At 69.5% G+C, this 14,344-nt stretch carries 12 protein-coding genes; 6 read left to right on the plus strand and 6 right to left on the minus strand.

Annotated features, from left to right (window positions below; all coding sequences use genetic code 11):
- Nucleotides 1-222 precede the first annotated feature (222 nt).
- From DEJ23_RS10535 to DEJ23_RS15845, 6 genes are all read right to left on the minus strand, one after another.
- A complete protein-coding gene (locus DEJ23_RS10535; protein WP_181429217.1) occupies nt 223-786 on the minus strand; it encodes a YdcF family protein in 564 nt (187 codons plus the stop codon).
- 98 nt (nt 787-884) lie between these two features.
- Nucleotides 885-1,847 (minus strand): D-alanine--D-alanine ligase, encoded by a 963-nt coding sequence (locus tag DEJ23_RS10540; protein WP_111240225.1) that lies wholly within the window; start codon nt 1,845-1,847, stop codon nt 885-887.
- Nucleotides 1,848-1,887: 40 nt separating this feature from the next.
- Nucleotides 1,888-3,192: a PLP-dependent aminotransferase family protein gene (locus tag DEJ23_RS10545; RefSeq protein ID WP_111240226.1), complete on the minus strand. Its 1,305-nt coding sequence runs from the start codon at nt 3,190-3,192 to the stop codon at nt 1,888-1,890.
- Nucleotides 3,193-3,368: 176 nt separating this feature from the next.
- Complete coding sequence (gene trxA / locus DEJ23_RS10550) at nt 3,369-3,695, minus strand: thioredoxin (protein WP_022832611.1); 327 nt, start codon at nt 3,693-3,695, stop codon at nt 3,369-3,371.
- A gap of 62 nt (nt 3,696-3,757) precedes the next feature.
- The gene (gene trxB, locus DEJ23_RS10555) at nt 3,758-4,756 is read right to left on the minus strand and encodes a thioredoxin-disulfide reductase (RefSeq protein WP_111240227.1); all 999 of its coding nucleotides are present in this window, start codon (nt 4,754-4,756) and stop codon (nt 3,758-3,760) included.
- Nucleotides 4,757-4,845: 89 nt separating this feature from the next.
- On the minus strand, nt 4,846-8,979 hold the full coding sequence (locus DEJ23_RS15845; RefSeq protein ID WP_220034215.1) for a DUF6049 family protein: 4,134 nt from the start codon (nt 8,977-8,979) through the stop codon (nt 4,846-4,848).
- A gap of 124 nt (nt 8,980-9,103) precedes the next feature.
- Here DEJ23_RS15845 and DEJ23_RS10565 point away from each other — a divergent pair, with 124 nt between their 5' ends.
- The 6 genes from DEJ23_RS10565 to dnaB all read left to right on the plus strand — a co-directional run bounded on the left by DEJ23_RS10565 (nt 9,104) and on the right by dnaB (nt 14,330).
- Nucleotides 9,104-10,540: a CCA tRNA nucleotidyltransferase gene (locus tag DEJ23_RS10565; protein WP_111240228.1), complete on the plus strand. Its 1,437-nt coding sequence runs from the start codon at nt 9,104-9,106 to the stop codon at nt 10,538-10,540.
- Between the two features lie 157 nt (nt 10,541-10,697).
- Entirely contained in the window at nt 10,698-11,069 is a 372-nt protein-coding gene (gene rpsF, locus DEJ23_RS10570; RefSeq protein WP_058728349.1) for a 30S ribosomal protein S6, read from the plus strand.
- Nucleotides 11,070-11,072: 3 nt separating this feature from the next.
- The gene (locus DEJ23_RS10575) at nt 11,073-11,654 is read left to right on the plus strand and encodes a single-stranded DNA-binding protein (RefSeq protein ID WP_111240229.1); all 582 of its coding nucleotides are present in this window, start codon (nt 11,073-11,075) and stop codon (nt 11,652-11,654) included.
- A 50-nt stretch (nt 11,655-11,704) separates the two neighbouring features.
- Complete coding sequence (rpsR, locus tag DEJ23_RS10580) at nt 11,705-11,962, plus strand: 30S ribosomal protein S18 (RefSeq protein ID WP_017887834.1); 258 nt, start codon at nt 11,705-11,707, stop codon at nt 11,960-11,962.
- Between the two features lie 14 nt (nt 11,963-11,976).
- Nucleotides 11,977-12,429 (plus strand): 50S ribosomal protein L9, encoded by a 453-nt coding sequence (gene rplI, locus DEJ23_RS10585; RefSeq protein WP_058728351.1) that lies wholly within the window; start codon nt 11,977-11,979, stop codon nt 12,427-12,429.
- A gap of 536 nt (nt 12,430-12,965) precedes the next feature.
- Nucleotides 12,966-14,330, plus strand: a complete 1,365-nt coding sequence (gene dnaB / locus DEJ23_RS10590; protein ID WP_375342273.1) for a replicative DNA helicase — start codon at nt 12,966-12,968, stop codon at nt 14,328-14,330.
- The last annotated feature ends 14 nt before the right edge of the window (nt 14,331-14,344 follow it).

The following is a 14,344-nucleotide window of genomic DNA, read 5'->3' on the forward strand; positions in this document are numbered from 1 at the left end:
AGCCGGAGCCATGCGCACGGCAACACCCTTGCGGTGCATGTGGGGCGTCCTGACCGTCGCCCCGCGGAGTGTTCCGGCAGGATCAGCTGACGGGTGCTGGTGCCAGGTGCCGACCACGAGAGCGTCGCCGCTCTTCCGCGCGCGTGCATAGGCACCCGAGGAAACGCTGTGACGGGTCGGATCCAGCAGAGAACCGACTCGACCTCGACCGACGACGCGGTTTCACGTGGAACGGTGCACTCGGAACAGCTTCCACATCCCCACGGCGGCGAAGAGCGGCTTCGCCCAGAACATCTCTCCGGGGCGATAGTCCAGCGCGGGCACCAACGTTTCAGCCAGGATCGGGTCCTGCCGGCGGAGGTACTCGCGCGCCTTCGCCGCATGGAGGCCGTTCGAGCAGATCGCGACGCGGTCGGCGGACCCGAGGAAGCGGCGGGCGTTGGCGATCTTCTCCCACGTGGAGGTGCTCTCTCGTTCGCGCCGGACCACGCCCGTCCAGCCGAGGTCACGCACCGCCCGCTCAAGGAGATCCGCCTCGGGCATCCGTCCGCGGACTGCGCCTCCGCAACACACGATGGAAACGACATCGCCTTCGGCCTCGCACCGCATCGCAGTCCGGACACCGATGCGCGCTCGCCAGCGGTTCACGGCGTTCGTAGCCTGGCCGGGGTTCGAGAAGCCCAGGACCACGACGGCGCAATTGCCGGCGCCGTTCCGTCCGATGTGCGGATCACGGTGTGCCGATCGGAGCTCACGCCGCGCCGCACGTGCTGCGAGGGCGTGCACCACTTCACCGAAGAGGAGTGCGCCTGACGGGACGGCGGCCAGAACGGCAAAGGGCAGCGTTCCACGTGGAACACTGCCCTTCCGCTGTCGTTGCACGCTCACACGTGGTGGTCCCGGATGGCCTGCTCCGCGAGCTCGGCGTAGGTCCAACCGAGGTCGAAGCCGGACGCGCTGAGGGCCTGCGGGACGAGGGATGTCTCGGTGAGACCCGGGAGCACGTTGGCCTCGAGGAACCAGGGTGTTCCCGCCGCGTCGACGATGAGGTCCACGCGTGAGACGTGCCGCAAGCCGAGGGCGGTGTGCGCTGCCACGGCTGCCTCGGAGGTGGCGCGAGCAAAGCCGTCAGTCAGTCGAGCAGGCGTGAAGAAGGTGGTCTGCCCCGCGTTGTAGCGAGCGTCGAATCCGTACGTCCCGCTCTTCGGCACGATCTCCACCGCGGCCAGTGCGACCGGACCGTCTCCGGTGTCGATGATCCCCACGGCGACTTCCGTACCGCGGATCAACTGTTCGACGACCACGTCGTCGCAGTAGGTGTACGCGCTCACCATCGCGCGGGGGAGGTCGTGCGCATCCTCGACCAGGGTCACGCCCTGTGCGCTCCCCCCGCGGGCCGGCTTCACCGCGAGTGGAACGGGATGATCGGCAGCGATGGCGTCCAGGACACCGACGGCACCGAGCTCGCGGAAGACGTCGTGCGACAGCGTGACGGATCGCGGGGTCCGTACGCCTGCTCGAGCGACCAGCGCGGACGCAGTGGGTTTGTCCCAGGCCAGGCGCGCGGAGGTGGAACGCGACCCGACGAACGGGATGTCCAGCGCCTCCAGGATGCCCCGCAGGGCACCGTCCTCGCCCGAGGCGCCGTGCAGCGCCGGCCAGACGACGTCCGGAGGGGATTCGCGGAGCGCGGGCAACAGCGACGCGTCCGCGTCGCGCAGGTCGACCTGCCAGCCGTACCCGGTCAGCGAGTCTGCGACACGGCGACCGGACCGGAGGGAGATGTCCCGCTCGTGCGAGATCCCTCCCGCGACGACGACGACGTGACGACGGGTGAGCTCGGCCATGCGAGGGTCCTCCGGATGGAACGAGTATGGAAAGTGCTGGTCAGGAGACGTTCGGCGGCGGTGCGTCGACCGAGGAGCGGGTCTCGGTGGTCGTCGCTCGGCGCGTGGCGTGACCGAAGGTCTCCAGGAGCTCGAGCTCGTCGTTGATGACGGTCGCGAGCCGCTTGACACCGACGCGGATCTGCTCCGACGTCGGGTAGCAGAACGAGAGGCGGATGTTGCCGCCGCCGCGACCGTCCGCGTAGAACGCGGTACCGGGGGTGTACGCGACGAGCTCTTTGACGGCGCGCGGGAGCATCCCCTTCGAGTCGAGCGAGTCCGGCAACGTCAGCCACACGAAGAAGCCACCGTTCGGCTTCGTCCACGACAGGTCCGGCAGGAACTCCCCCAGGGCGGACAGCATGGCGTCCCTGCGCTCCGTGTAGAGGCCGCGGAAGGTGTCGACCTGCCCCTTCCAGTCTGCGGCGTCCAGGTAGGCGTTCACGACGAACTGGCCGAAGGAGTTGGGGGCCAGGACGGCGGACTCGTTCGCCAGCACGAGCTTCTCGCGGATGGCGTGCGGTGCGAGAGCCCATCCGACACGGAAGCCGGGCGCGAGCGTCTTCGAGAAGGAGCCGAGGTAGACGACGCCCTCGTCGTCGATCGACCGGATCGCCTGCGGCGCCGGCTCGTCGAACCAGAGGAGGCCGTACGGGTTGTCCTCGAGCACGAGGATGCCGTTGGACCGGCAGATGTCGAGCACCTCGATGCGGCGCTCACGGCTCATCGTCACGCCGGCCGGGTTGTGGAAGTTCGGGATCGTGTAGAGGAACTTGATCCGCTTGCCCTGGGTGCGGAGGTTCGCGATGGCCTCGCGCAGGGCCTCGGGGACGAGTCCGTGCTCGTCGGTCGTGACGTGCACCGTCTCGGCCTGGTACGACCGGAAGACACCGATGGCGCCGACGTAGGACGGGGACTCGGCGAGCACGACGTCACCCGGGTCGATGAAGAGCCGCGTGACGAGGTCGAGCGCGTGCTGCGAACCGGTGGTGACGACGACGTCCTCGGCGCTGGCACGGATGCCCTCGAGGCTCATCACGTCGACGATGTGCTCGCGCAGGGACCGGAGCCCCTGTCCCCCGCCGTACTGCAGCGCCATGGCGGCGTCCTCGGTCATCACGCGGTCGATCGAACCCGTGACGAGCTCCCGGGGCAGCGCGGAGACGAACGGCATGCCACCGGCGAGCGAGACCACCTCGGGGCGGGAGGCGACGGCGAACAGGGCTCGGACCTCGGAGGCGCTCAGCCCGGCGGTGCGCTGGGCGTAGGAGTCGTACCAGGGGTCGAGGCTGTTGCCGTTCGTCATCGTGTGCTCCGATCAGTGGGACATTCCCGCCACACTACGACATCCGTTGCGGATCCGCGGTGGGAGGCAGGGGCCGATCCTGAACCGGTGGCACCCCGCGGCGCGTTCGGCGCCCGTGGACGCCGAACGGCCCCGCTCTCCGGGGAGGGCGGGGCCGTTCGGTGCTGCTGGTCTGACTACGCGAGGAACTCCGCGAGGTCGGCCTCGAGCGCGGGCTTCGGCTTCGCGCCGATGACGGTCTTGACGACCTCGCCGCCCTTGAACACCTTCATCGCCGGGATCGACGTGATCTGGTAGTTCATGGCCGACTGCGGGTTGTCGTCGACGTTCAGCTTGACGATCTCGATCTTGTCGGCGTGCTCCGCGGCGATCTGGTCGAGGATCGGGGAGACGGCGCGACACGGGCCGCACCACTCGGCCCAGAAGTCGACGAGGATGGTCTTGTCGGACTTGAGGACCTCGTCCGAGAAGGTGGCGTCGGTGACGGCCTTGGCGTTGGACATGTGTGCTCCTTCGAGAAGTTCAGTGGGTACAACGGCTGAGCCGCTGCGGTATTCCGGTGGGATCAGACCCGCGCGGCCTCGACGTCGATGATCGCCGGGCCCTCGGGCGTGACGCCCTCGGCCTGGTCCACGATCGCGTCGTCGAGGTCGGCGAGGTACTTCTCGGCGTCGAGCGCCGCGACCGTACCGGAACCGGCGGCCGTGATCGCCTGCCGGTAGGTCGGGTCGATGACGTCACCCGCGGCGAAGACGCCCGGCAGGTTGGTCTTCGACGAACGGCCCTGGACGGCGATGGTGCCCTCGGGCGCGATGTCGATCTGGCCGTGGATCAGGTGCGTGCGCGGGTCGTTGCCGATCGCGATGAAGAGACCGTCGAGCGCGAGCTCCGACTCCTCGCCCGTCACGGTGTCCTTCAGGGTCACGCCGGTGACCGCGGAGTCACCCTGGATGCCCGTGACCTCCTTGTTCCACGCGAACTCGATCTTCGGGTCGTTCATCGCGCGGTCCTGCATGATCTTCGATGCACGCAGGGTGTCCTTGCGGTGGATCACCGTGACCTTGTCGGCGAAGCGGGTGAGGAACGTCGCCTCTTCCATCGCCGAGTCGCCACCGCCGACGACGGCGATGTTCTTCTGGCGGAAGAAGAAGCCGTCGCACGTGGCACACCAGCTCACGCCGTGGCCGGACAGTCGCTCTTCGTCGGCGAGGCCGAGGTGGCGGTACGCCGAGCCGGTCGCGTAGATGACCGCGAGGGCCTCGTACGTCTCGCCGGAGCCGACCGTGACCTTCTTCACCTCGCCGGTCAGGTCGACCGAGACCGCGTCGTCGTACAGGACCTCGGCGCCGAACTTCTCGGCCTGCTCCTGCATCTTGATCATGAGGTCCGGGCCCTGGATCCCCTCGGGGAAGCCCGGGAAGTTCTCGACCTCGGTGGTCTTGGTGAGCTCGCCGCCGGTCTCGACGCTCGACGCGACGATCAGGGGCTTGAGCTCTGCGCGCGCGGCGTAGATGCCGGCGGTGAACCCGGCGGGACCGGAACCGATGATGATGAGCTGGCGCATGCCTCGCTGCCCTTCCGTTGAGTGCTGACAGGGTCAACACATGCTACCGGCGGGACATTCCGGCCCACCGGTGTGCGTGCAGGCGGCGGTCAGCGGCCGAGGCGCTTGCGGAGCAGCGCGACGGCGCCCGAGATCTCACCGTTCTTCGCCACCACCAGAGCGCCGAAGTACACCACGGCCATGACGGCGCCGGCGAGGGCGATCGTGACGAGCGCACCGGTGCGGTCGGACATCGCGAACCCGTCCTCCGAGAAGGCGCCCAGTGCGTACACGACGACCGCTCCGGCGACACCGGCGATGAGCGCGGCGATGACGAACTGCACGTGCGAGCGCGTCACGACGGGCCCCTCGATGCCGTTGAGGCGTCGGCGCACGAGCACCAGCGCGACGATGGTCTGCGCGGTGCCGGCGAGCGTCGTGCACGCCGCGATCGAGACGCCGACGAGGTCCTGCGGGAACGTCGCCACGGCGAGGGCACCGATGACGAACAGGACCGACTGCACGCACTGCATGAGGAAGGGCGTGCGGTGGTCGTGCAAGGCCCAGAACACCCGCTGGATGATGAAGAGCATGCTGAACAGCACCAGGCCGGGCATGTAGGCGAGCAGCACCGAGCCGATGACGAGGGCTCCGTCGAAGGTGTTCGCGAACATCCGGCCGAAGGGCACCGAGACGACGACGAGCGCCACCGACGCGAAGACCGTGAACAGTCCGACGATCCGGAGCGAGAGCGAGAGGTTCCGCCGGACGGCGTCGAGGTCCCCGCGCTCGGCGTCGTGGCTCATCCGGGTGAAGTACGCCGTCGCGATGGACACCGCGAAGATCGAGTGCGGGAGCATGAAGAGCAGCCAGGCGTTCTGGAGGACCGCGTTGCCCGCGGCTCCGGTACCGAGCGACGCGACGCGGGACTGCACGATGCCGGCGAGCTGCGTGACGAGGATCATCGCGAAGAGCCAGCCCGCCGCCGTACCCGTGGCCTTGAGGCCGACCCCGCGCCAGCGGAAGTCCGGCCGGAACGACAGGCCGGCACGCTTCCAGAAGAACGGCAGGAAGGCGGCCTGCGCGAAGACGCCGAGCGACGCGCTGCCCGCGAGCACGGCGATCTTGAGCGGGGTCCAGGCGCCGACGGACGAGTTCACGTCCTGCCCGCCGAACATCGCGATGAACACGACGAGGCCGGCGATGGCGATGACGTTGTTGATGAGCGGCGCCCACGTGAAGGGGCCGAAGTACTGCTTCGCGTTGAGGACCTCGCCGAGGAGCGAGTACAGCGCGTAGAAGAGGATCTGCGGCAGGCACCAGAACGCGAACGCCACGGCGAGGTCGGTCTGCGCCGGCGAGAAGCCCTTGCCGTCCTCGCTCGCCTGCTGGCTGTACACGAACACGAGGAACGGTGCGAGGACGGTCGCGATGATCGTGATGACGACGAAGACGCTCGCGCCGAGCGTGACGATCTTGTTCACGTAGGCGGCACCACCGTCGGTGCTCTGCTGCATCGAGCGGACGATCTGCGGGATGAGCACCGCGGAGAGCAGGCCGCCGGCGATGAGCGCGTAGATGTTGTTCGGCAGCTGGTTCGCGAGCGCGAAGGCGTCCGCACCCGGCGACTGCGCCTGACCGATGGCGTACGCCAGCACGAACGTCTTGCCGAAGCCGAGGACGCGCGAGAGCATCGTGCCGGCCGCGAGCATCGCACTCGCCCGTCCGAGGTTCCGCTCGGCGGCGGGCTCCGCGTCGACGGCGGGCTGTTGCTGCGTGCTGATGGTCGGCTCCTCGGGGTCGGTGACGGGCTCGTCACGGTCACGCGGTCCGGCCTGGAGGCTCGGTCCGCGCCCGTCGCGCACCTGCGCGTCCGCAGGACGCGGACCCGCCTGCTCCGGTGCTGTCCGCGCCGTGGCGGGCACGGTGGTGGTGCCGGCCACGGCGGCGGCGGGGGCCGCCTGCGCGACGGCGGACGCGCCTCCCGGCCGTCGGGGCGCACCGGGGGCCTCCGGCTGCACCTCGAGCGGGCGGTTCGGGTCGTCGTCGTCCTCGTCGTCGAGCTCGCCGTTCCGCCGACGGATGCGCTTGCGGATGCTGCGGAAGACACCGAAGCCGAAGAGCGCCACGAGACCGATCGCGGCGACGGCCGTGATCACCGTCTCCCACTGCGCCTGCACGTTGAGCTCGACGGTCGACGGCTGCGAGATGTCGACACCGGTCGGGGTCGTCAACGACATCGTCAGCACGACCTTGCCGTTCGCGACCGAGCGGACAGGGATGGTCGCACGGGTGGACGACTGCGGCTGGACCTTGACCTCGACGTCGTTTCGGACGATCCGCAGGGCGGAGCTCGACGGGCGGACGCTCAGCCGCACGGTGACCGGGAAGTCGGTGCGGTTGCGGACGGACACCGGGAGGGAGGACCGGTCGCCGAGCAGCGTCAGGGAGCTCGAGTCCGGGATGCTGACCTTGCTCGTGGTCTGCGCCCAGCTCGCCGCCTGTTCGTCGATGGCCGCGGACAGTGCGTCCTGGTCGTCCCGCCAGGCGTTCGACGCCAGCGCGAGGAGCGACAGACGGGCCGGAGCGGTGACGGCTGCGGGGTCGTCGACCGCGGAGGCGAACCCGGTCAGGTCCTGCTCCGCGTCCACCAGCCGCCGGAGCTGTTCGAGGCGGGCACCACCGTCGTCGGACGGCGCGAGGGTGAGTGAGCCACCCGGTGCCTTCGCGGCCGTCGAGAGGTCGGACGGTGAGACCCAGGGGGTGTCCTCGAGGGCGTCGAGCGCCCGGCTCAGGTCGCTGGAGTCGGACGGCCACGAACGCCCGAGGGTCAGGAGGACCGGGCTCGTCGCGGTGCCGGCGCGGGCCGCGGTCGCGAGGGTCGCGGTGAGTTCGGCCATCGCGGTGCGCCAGGTCTGCTCGTCCTGGGCGTCCGCGGCGTCGCGCAGCAGCGCCGACATGCCCTGGTCGGAGACGAGCACGCGCTCGTCGCCGATCCGCTCCGACGCGGCGATGGTCGTGTCGGGGCCGGCCGAGGTGTTGCCACTCGAGACGATCGTGGCCTCGGTGCCGTCCTTCGCCAGCGCCGGCAGGTCGTCGGTCGCCACGGTGCCGTCCACGGGCCAGGCGATGCCGTCCATGGAGTACGGGAAGTCGAGGAGGCTCTGGGTGGTGGGGAGCGTCGGGGCGGTCTCCCCCTGGTCGGTGCCGTCCTGCCCGGTGCCCGGTGTGGCGGCACCCGAGGGCATGGCCGGCGCGGTCGGGGTGGCTGAGGCGCCGGGGGTGGCGCTGCCGGTCGGCGCGGTCGGGGTCGGGGTGCTGGCTCCCGGGAAGTCGTCCTCCTCGACCTCCTGGTCCAGGGAGATGACGCCGGGGATTCCGTCCGCTCCCGCCTGTCGGAGCCCGGTGACGTCGGCGTCGGCGTACCGCAGCGCGAAGGTCTCGTTCCGGAGCCCCTCGAGCCGTTCGAGCCACGTCCGGGCGGTCGACGGGGCGTTCTCGCCGAGGATGCGGATCGACGCGATGATGCGCGGGTCGACGGCGACGGCGACGTTGTGGTCCTCCGCCGCGTCGAGCTGCTGCCTGAGGGTGCCGTCGAGCGAGGTCGCCGACGCCAGCTCGTTCGCGCCGATGAGCCCCTCGGTCGTGCTCGGCAGGGTGATCGGCATCGCCACCGAGACGCCCACCGGGGTCTGCTGGAAGTCCGGGTACCAGGTGATGGCCGACCGCGCGACGGCGAAGGTGTCGCCGGCCGAGTACTCCGCGGCGATGCGTCGGGCCCCGAACGACGAGTACCCACCGAGCGCGACGTTGCCCGGGACGATCCGCACCGTCTGCGTCACCGATCGGTGCGCCGGGACGGCCGGGACGTCCACATCGTCCATCGGGGCGCCGAGGTAACCGGTTGTACTGGTGTCGCTGAGCCAGTCGGAGAGCACGTCTCGTGTGCTCTCCGAGCGGAAGATGTCGAGCTCGACCGTGCCCGCGGGGACGTCGGCGTCGGTGTCGTTCGTGATCGTCACCGTGAGCTCGAGGTCCTCGTCGCGCCGGACGATGCCGCGGTCGGCCGGGGCGATCGAGACCGTGGTCCTCCCCTGTTCCGCCGCGTCCGGTCCGGCCGTGCCGGTGGTGGTCGCGCCCGAGGTGGCGGCGTGGGCTGGGTCCGTGATCGCGGGCGTGGCGACGAGACCGATGGCGACGAGGGCCGTCGCGGCGGCGGCGAGCGTGGAGCGGAGGATCTGCATACAGGAGGGCCCGAGGGTCGGTTCCGGCCGAGCACGAGTGTATGAGGCACAGACGGGGACGATCCCGTGCGCGCTGGGGTTGTGCAGAACTCGTGGACGGTCATCTGGGAAGATGAGGTCCGTCATGCAGTCCGTTGCCCAGGCCGTCGAACGACTCGACGCACTCGCATCCACCGAGCCCGTCGCCCTCCTCGCTCGGGCGTTCGCCGACGCCGGACACGAGTTGGCCCTGGTCGGCGGTCCGGTGCGCGACGCGTTCCTCGGGCGCCCGGTGACCGACCTCGACTTCACGACCGACGCCCGGCCGGACGACGTCCTGCGCATCGTCGAGCCGATCGCGAGCGCCACGTGGGACGTCGGCCGGCAGTTCGGCACCATCGCCGCACGGGTCGCCGGCGAGCAGGTCGAGATCACCACCTACCGCAGCGACGTGTACGACGGCGAGACGCGGAAGCCCGAGGTGGCGTTCGGCGACACCATCGAGGACGACCTCCTCCGGCGCGACTTCACGGTGAACGCCATGGCGCTCCGACTCCCCCAGCGCGAGCTCGTCGACGTGCACGGTGGCGTCGAGGACCTGCTCGCCGAGCGGCTGCACACGCCGCAGGCCGCACTCGTCTCGTTCCGGGACGACCCGCTGCGCATGATGCGGGCGGCGCGCTTCACCTCGCAGCTCGGCTTCACCGTGTCCGACGAGGTCCGCGACGCGATGACCGAGCTCGCGGACTCGATCGGCATCGTCTCCGCCGAACGCGTGCGTGACGAGCTCGTCAAGCTGCTGGACACCTCCGAGCCGGTCACGGGCATCCGCCTGCTGGTCGACACCGGGCTCGCCGAGCGGTTCCTGCCCGAGCTGCCGGCGATGCGGCTCGAGATCGACGAGCACCACCACCACAAGGACGTGTACGAGCACTCGCTCACGGTGCTGACCCAGGCGATCGGGTACGAGGCGGAGCGGCACCCGGGCGAGGCCCCGGACACCGTGCTCCGGCTCGCTGCGCTCCTGCACGACATCGGCAAGCCGGCGACCCGCAAGCTCGAGCCCGGAGGGGCCGTGAGCTTCCACCACCACGACCTGGTCGGCGCGAAGCTCGCGAAGAAGCGCCTCCGCGCGCTGCGCTTCGACAACGACACCATCGCCGCGGTCTCGCGCCTGATCGAGCTGCACCTGCGCTTCTTCGGGTACACCGAGGGCGCCTGGACCGACTCGGCCGTGCGCCGCTACGTCCGCGACGCCGGGCCGCTGCTCGAGCGGCTGCACGAGCTCACCCGCTCCGACGTCACCACCCGGAACCGTCGCAAGGCCGACCGGCTCGGGTTCGCGTACGACGACCTCGAGGACCGCATCAAGGCGCTCGCCGACCAGGAGGAACTGGACGCCATCCGTCCCGACCTCACCGGCGACGACATCATGCGGATCCTCGACATCCCGCCGGGGCGGGCCGTGGGCGAGGCGTACCGCTTCCTGCTCGAGCTCCGCATGGACGAGGGGCCCCTCGGGCCGGAGGACGCCGAGCAGCGTCTGCGCGGCTGGTGGGCCGAGCGCGACGCCACCGCCTGACGGGCGCGATCGGTCTCCACAGCCGGTGGCGCGCCTCCAGGCCGTCCGCTAGGCTTGTGGGGTTGTCCGCCCGCTCCTGCGTGGCCGGACACATGCATCAACCCTCCTGCTCCGGGAACCGCCCGGAGCCGCCGAGACCAAAGGAGGTGGGTTCCGCATGCACCAGTACGAACTGATGGCGATCCTCGACCCCGAGATCGACGAGCGCACCGTCGCTCCCAGCCTGGACAAGTTCCTCGCGGTCATCCGCAACGACGGTGGCACCGTCGACAACGTGGACGTCTGGGGCCGTCGTCGCCTGGCCTACGAGATCGCGAAGAAGTCCGAGGGCATCTACGCCGTCGTCGACTTCACCTCGACCCCCGAGGCCGCCAAGGAGCTCGACCGTCAGCTCGGTCTCTCCGAGGCCGTCCTCCGCACGAAGGTCCTCCGCGCCGAAGAGGCGATCGCCCAGGTCGCCGCGCAGAAGCAGCGCGACGAGGCCCGCGCGGCCCGCAAGGCCGCGAACGCGACCGCGAGCGCCGAGTAGGTCATGGCCGGCGAAACCGTCATCACGGTGGTGGGCAACCTCACCGCGGACCCCGAGCTGCGCTACACGCAGAACGGGCTCGCGGTGGCGAACTTCACCATCGCATCCACCCCTCGCACGTTCGACCGTCAGGCGAACGAGTGGAAGGACGGCGACGCGCTGTTCCTCCGTGCGAGCGTGTGGCGCGAGTTCGCCGAGCACGTGGCGGGCTCGCTGACGAAGGGCTCCCGCGTCATCGCGCAGGGTCGTCTGCGTCAGCGCTCCTACCAGGACCGTGAGGGCCAGCAGCGCACGAGCATCGAGCTCGAGGTCGACGAGATCGGCCCGTCGCTCCGCTACGCGACCGCCCAGGTCACCCGCGCCGCGGGTGGTTCCGGTGGCGGCCGCGGCCAGGTCGGCGGCAACGCCGGTGGCCAGGGCGGCAACGGCGGCGGCTGGGCTGGGAACAACGGCGCTGGCAACAACGGCGGCGGTCAGTCGGACGCACCGTGGTCGCCCCAGGGCGGCCAGCAGGGCGGCAACGCACAGTCGAACGACGTGTGGAGCACCCCGGGCGGCTCGTACGACGACGAGACCCCGTTCTGATCCTCAGCGGTCTGACGGACACACAACTTCTTCTTCTCTAAGGAATCACAATGGCTGGAAAGAGCACCGGCGACCGCCGGAAGCCTCGCGGCAAGGGCGGCAAGAACGCCGCTCCCGCGAAGTCGATCAAGGTCGGCGTCATCGACTACAAGGACGTCGCGACCCTTCGCAAGTTCATCTCCGAGCGCGGCAAGATCCGCGCCCGTCGCATCACCGGCGTCTCCGTCCAGGAGCAGCGCCTCATCGCCCGTGCCGTGAAGAACGCCCGTGAGATGGCGCTCCTCCCCTACGCCGGCTCCGGCCGCTGATCGGAGGACTTCACATGTCGAAGCTCATCCTCACCCACGAGGTCTCCGGCCTCGGTTCCGCCGGTGACGTCGTCGACGTCAAGAACGGCTACGCCCGCAACTACCTGATCCCGCAGGGCTTCGCCGTGGCGTGGTCCAAGGGCGGCGAGAAGCAGGTCGAGTCGATCCGTGCGGCCCGTGCCGCTCGCGAGCTCGCCACCATCGAAGAGGCACAGGACCTCAAGATGAAGCTCGAGAACGCGACCATCAAGCTGACCGTCAAGGCCGGCAAGGACGGCCGTCTGTTCGGCTCGGTCCGCCCGGCGGACGTCGCCGACGCGGTCCAGGCGCAGGGCGTCGGCTCGCTGGACAAGCGCAAGGTCGAGGTCCCCGCGACCATCAAGACCGTCGGTGACCACGAGGCCACCGTGCGTCTGCGCGAGGACATCACTGCGGTGATCTCCCTCCAGGTCGTCGCCGCCAAGTAAGCAGCGTCACCACCGTCGCAAGGGCGGGTCTCCTCCGGGAGGCCCGCCCTTCGTCGTCTGCTCCCGATGCGGTCGGCCGGGAGGCGCGTCTCGCCGCATGGGCGAACGTCGCGCTGGGCTGACGGGTTACCGCTCAGCCCCCGCGGGACTCGCTGGGAGCAGCCCGAGAACGCTCCCCACAGGAGGGTCCTTTGTCAAGTCGTTCTACACAGCTCGAACGCCCCAGCTGTGAACCTTCAAGGTGCAGTTGAACCCGGGTTGTCCACACACGTTGTGAAACACGAAAGCCCAGGTCAAACGGTCGAACGTGTGTTCCTCCGACGACTTGTCCACATACTCCTCCACAGTTGTCCACACGGCTCTCCGGCGTGTTCCGCAACCTCTCCACAGAGTTATCCACAGCCATGTTTGCTGGGGATAACTCTGTACCCGTAGCTTGGCCGAGCGACTCGACGGACGTCAGGGGATGTCGGTCGTCCGGGGTAGAAATCCGGTGCGGGCCGAGGTCCGCGTCGATCCAACAAGAGGGAGTCCGTGTGTCGATCGCGCATCTCGATCCGTCCCCGCAGGACATGGCCGACCGTGGGATGGAACGGACGCCGCCGCACGACCTGCTCGCGGAGCAGTCGACCATCGGCGGCATGCTGCTGTCGAAGGACGCCGTCGCCGACGTCATCGAGACCGCGCGCGGAGTCGACTTCTACATCCCGAAGCACGAGGTCATCTTCGACGCGATCCTGTCGCTCTACTCGCACGGTGAGCCGACGGACGTGATCGCCGTCACCGACGAGCTGACGAAGACCGGCCTGCTCTCCCGCGCGGGCGGCGCCGAGTACCTGCACAGCGTCACGAGCATGGTGCCCACCGCCGCGAACGCCGGGTACTACGCCGCGATCGTCGCCGAGAAGGCCGTGCTCCGCCGCCTGGTCGACGCCGGCACGCGCATCGTCCAGATGGGCTACGCGTCCGAGGGCGAGGTCACGGACCTCGTCAACAGCGCCCAGGCGGAGGTCTACAACGTCGCCGGCGGCGTGCAGACCGAGGACTACGTGCCGCTCACCGACGCGATCGGTGCGGCGATCGACGAGATCGAGGCAGCCAAGGGCCGCGACGGCCAGATGACCGGCGTGCCGACCGGGTTCAGTCAGCTCGACGGCCTGACGAACGGCTTCCACCCCGGACAGCTCATCATCGTCGCCGCCCGACCCGCACTCGGCAAGTCGACGCTGGCGCTCGACCTGTGCCGCGCCGCGGCGCTGAAGCACAACCAGACCGCAGCGTTCTTCTCGCTCGAGATGGGTCGCGCCGAGATCGCGATGCGTCTCCTGTCGGCAGAGTCGAGTGTGCCGCTGCAGAACATGCGCAAGGGCACGGTGGACTCCCGCGACTGGACGACCATCGCGCAGACCCGGGGCCGCATCAACGACGCCCCGTTCTACATCGACGACTCCCCCAACATGACGCTCGTGGAGATCCGGGCGAAGTGCCGTCGACTCAAGCAGCAGCACAACCTGAAGCTCGTGGTCATCGACTACCTGCAGCTGATGACCTCGGGCAAGAAGGTCGAGAGCCGTCAGCAGGAGGTCTCGGAGTTCTCGCGTGCGCTGAAGCTCATGGCGAAGGAGCTCGGCGTGCCGGTCATCGCGCTGTCGCAGCTGAACCGTGGTCCGGAGCAGCGTGCGGACAAGAAGCCGCAGATCTCCGACCTGCGTGAGTCGGGGTCGATCGAGCAGGACGCCGACATGGTCATCCTGCTGCACCGTGAGTCGGCGTACGAGAAGGACAACCCGCGTCAGGGCGAGGCGGACCTCATCGTCGCGAAGCACCGCAACGGCCCGACGGACACCATCACGGTGGCGTTCCACGGTATGTTCTCGCGGTTCGTCGACATGCCGCAGTAGGGCCGTTTGTGTCT

Origin of the sequence: Curtobacterium sp. MCSS17_008, assembly GCF_003234185.1 — a bacterium.
Lineage (GTDB): Bacteria > Actinomycetota > Actinomycetes > Actinomycetales > Microbacteriaceae > Curtobacterium.

Coding starts and splice junctions, on each gene's coding strand:
- trxB (WP_111240227.1), bottom strand. CDS start 4,756: ATGCGCCAGCTCATCATCATCGGTTCCGGTCCCGCCGGGTTCACCGCC.
- rpsR (WP_017887834.1), top strand. CDS start 11,705: ATGGCTGGAAAGAGCACCGGCGACCGCCGGAAGCCTCGCGGCAAGGGC.
- DEJ23_RS10545 (WP_111240226.1), bottom strand. CDS start 3,192: ATGACGAACGGCAACAGCCTCGACCCCTGGTACGACTCCTACGCCCAG.
- DEJ23_RS10575 (WP_111240229.1), top strand. CDS start 11,073: ATGGCCGGCGAAACCGTCATCACGGTGGTGGGCAACCTCACCGCGGAC.
- DEJ23_RS10540 (WP_111240225.1), bottom strand. CDS start 1,847: ATGGCCGAGCTCACCCGTCGTCACGTCGTCGTCGTCGCGGGAGGGATC.
- DEJ23_RS15845 (WP_220034215.1), bottom strand. CDS start 8,979: ATGCAGATCCTCCGCTCCACGCTCGCCGCCGCCGCGACGGCCCTCGTC.
- rplI (WP_058728351.1), top strand. CDS start 11,977: ATGTCGAAGCTCATCCTCACCCACGAGGTCTCCGGCCTCGGTTCCGCC.
- DEJ23_RS10565 (WP_111240228.1), top strand. CDS start 9,104: ATGCAGTCCGTTGCCCAGGCCGTCGAACGACTCGACGCACTCGCATCC.
- rpsF (WP_058728349.1), top strand. CDS start 10,698: ATGCACCAGTACGAACTGATGGCGATCCTCGACCCCGAGATCGACGAG.
- trxA (WP_022832611.1), bottom strand. CDS start 3,695: ATGTCCAACGCCAAGGCCGTCACCGACGCCACCTTCTCGGACGAGGTC.